This is a genomic window from Camelimonas lactis (assembly GCF_004342915.1).
Taxonomy (GTDB): Bacteria; Pseudomonadota; Alphaproteobacteria; order Rhizobiales; family Beijerinckiaceae; genus Camelimonas; species Camelimonas lactis.
This window is the reverse complement of sequence record NZ_SLWL01000049.1, coordinates 1-2,228: the sequence shown is the minus strand read 5'-3', so window position 1 is coordinate 2,228 and position 2,228 is coordinate 1. Positions and strand designations below refer to the sequence as shown.

Genomic DNA, 2,228 nt, shown 5'->3' with positions numbered 1-2,228 from the left:
CCGTGGCTCGTCGGCACGGCCTGACGCCGCAGCAACTGTTCACGTGGCGTCGGGAAGCGCGCCAGCGCATGGAAGCAGAGACGCTGCCCGCTTTCGTGCCAGCAGTCCTGGTCGAGGCCGAACCCATGGCCGCGAAGAAACAGAAGCGGCGCGGGCCACGGCCAACATCCGGGGCCATCGAGATTGAGGCGTCAGGGGTCACGGTAAGGTGCGGCGATGGCGCCTCGCCGGCCACGATCACCGCCGTGATCCGTGCCCTGAAAGGCGCGCCATGATCGGCCCTACCGGCGCTGTGCGCGTCATGGTGGCGACCCGGCCAGTAGACTTCCGCAAGGGCGCCGACGGCCTGGCGGCGCTGGTCCGCGAGACGATGGACGCCGACCCATTCTGTGGGGCGATCTATGTCTTCCGGGCGAGGCGTGCGGACCGGATCAAGCTCGTCTACTTCGACGGGACCGGGGTGTGCATGCTGGCGAAGCGTCTGGAAGACGGGAGGTTCTGCTGGCCCGCCATCACCGATGGCGTGGTCAGGCTGACGGCGGCGCAGTTACAGGCGCTGCTCGAAGGGCTGGACTGGCGGCGCGTTCATGAGGCTCGCGAGACGCGTAGGCCGGTCGCGGCAAGTTGATTCCTGGGGCGGCGAGAGCGCTGGCAACGCACTGGAATCCAATGTCTAATCGGTTCCGTGAGCACTCCGGCCGAACCTCTGACAACTGATCCGCTCGCCCTTCAGGCGATGCTCGCCGCCGAGCGCGCCGAGAACGCGCGGTTGCGCCAGATCATCCGGGAACTGCAGCGTCACCGCTTCGGTCGCAGGGCGGAGAGCCTGCCCATGGACCAGTTGCTGCTGGCCCTGGAAGAGGTCGAGCAGGTTGAGGCAGAAGGCCTCGCTGCCCAGGAAGCCGCCGATCCTGCAAAGCTTGAGGCCTGCGTCAGAAAGCGCCGCGCCAACCGCGGCTCACTGCCCGCACACTTGCCGCGCATCGAGCAGGTCATCGACATCCCCGACAGGACCTGCCCGTGCTGCAAGGGGATGCTGCACGTCATGGGCGAGGACCGCTCCGAACGCCTCGACATCGTCCCGGCCCAGTTCCGGGTGATCGTCACGCGCCGCCCGAAGTACGCCTGCCGGAGTTGCGAGGAAGTTGTGCTGCAGGCGCCGGCTGCGGCGCGTCTTGTCGAAGGCGGCATCCCGACCGAAGCGACAGTCGCCCACGTGCTGGTCAGCAAATACGCCGATCACCTTCCGCTTTACCGCCAGTCCCAGATCTATGCCCGTCAGGGCGTGAACCTCGACCGCTCGACGCTCGCTGACTGGGTCGGCAAGGCGGCCTTCCTGCTGCGACCGGTCCACGAGCGCCTGTTCGAACAGCTGAAGACCTCATCGAAGCTCTTCGCCGACGAGACGACCGCGCCAGTGCTCGATCCCGGGCGCGGCCGCACAAGGACGGGTCAGCTGTTCGCCTATGCCCGTGACGATCGCCCCTGGGGCGGGATCGATCCACCCGGCGTCGCATACATCTATGCTCCTGACCGAAAGGCTGAGCAGCCGCTTCGCCACCTTCAGGGCTTCGCCGGCATCCTGCAGGTCGACGGCTATGCCGGCTACCGGGTGCTGGCCGGGCGCAGCGCCATCAGCCTGGCGTTCTGCTGGGCGCATGTCCGTCGCCGCTTCTATGAACTGGCGCAATCCGGTCCGACGCCGATTGCAACGGAGGCGCTCCGGCGCATCGCGGAGCTTTACAGGATCGAGAATGAGATCCGGGGGCGCCCGGCGGAGGAGCGCCGCGCCGCTCGCCAGGAAAAAAGCCGGCCGATCATGGATGCTCTTGAGGAGTGGCTACGCGAGAAGCTCGCCCTGGTCAGCCAGAAGAGCAAGCTCGCTGAGGCGATCCGCTACGCGCTCACGCGCTGGCCCGGACTGGCCCGTTTCCTGGAGGACGGCCGCGTCGAGATCGACTCCAACGTGGTCGAGCGCTCCATCAGACCAATCGCCCTCAATCGGAAGAACGCGCTCTTCGCCGGCTCCGACGGCGGCGGAGAGCACTGGGCGACAATCGCCTCGCTAATCGAGACCGCGAAGCTCAACGGCGTCGACCCGTATCTTTACCTCGCCGACGTCATTACCCGCATCGTCGCCGGACATCCGCAAAGCCAGATCGACGAACTGCTGCCATGGGCCTACGCCTCGGACCCAATCAAGGCCGTGGCCTGAGAACAGCGGTTAC

The 2,228-nt window shown here is 66.9% G+C and carries 3 protein-coding genes; all 3 read left to right on the top strand.

Translation table 11 applies throughout. From position 1 onward, the window contains the following. The coding region (locus EV666_RS18095; RefSeq protein ID WP_165910087.1) for a transposase at positions 1–275 on the top strand (275 nt) is incomplete at its 5' end. After that, a complete protein-coding gene (tnpB, locus tag EV666_RS18090; RefSeq protein ID WP_132011048.1) occupies positions 272–628 on the top strand; it encodes an IS66 family insertion sequence element accessory protein TnpB in 357 nt (118 codons plus the stop codon). The genes EV666_RS18095 and tnpB, both read left to right, overlap by 4 nt. A 108-nt stretch (positions 629–736) precedes the next feature. Next, positions 737–2,215 carry an IS66 family transposase gene (gene tnpC, locus EV666_RS18085; protein WP_376886197.1) on the top strand — a complete coding sequence of 493 codons (1,479 nt, stop codon included), beginning with the start codon at positions 737–739 and terminating at the stop codon, positions 2,213–2,215. Positions 2,216–2,228 lie beyond the last annotated feature (13 nt).

Bases quoted from the DNA above. Each gene is read 5' to 3' on its own strand.
- tnpC (WP_376886197.1), top strand. From the start codon at position 737: ATGCTCGCCGCCGAGCGCGCCGAGAACGCGCGGTTGCGCCAGATCATC.
- tnpB (WP_132011048.1), top strand. From the start codon at position 272: ATGATCGGCCCTACCGGCGCTGTGCGCGTCATGGTGGCGACCCGGCCA.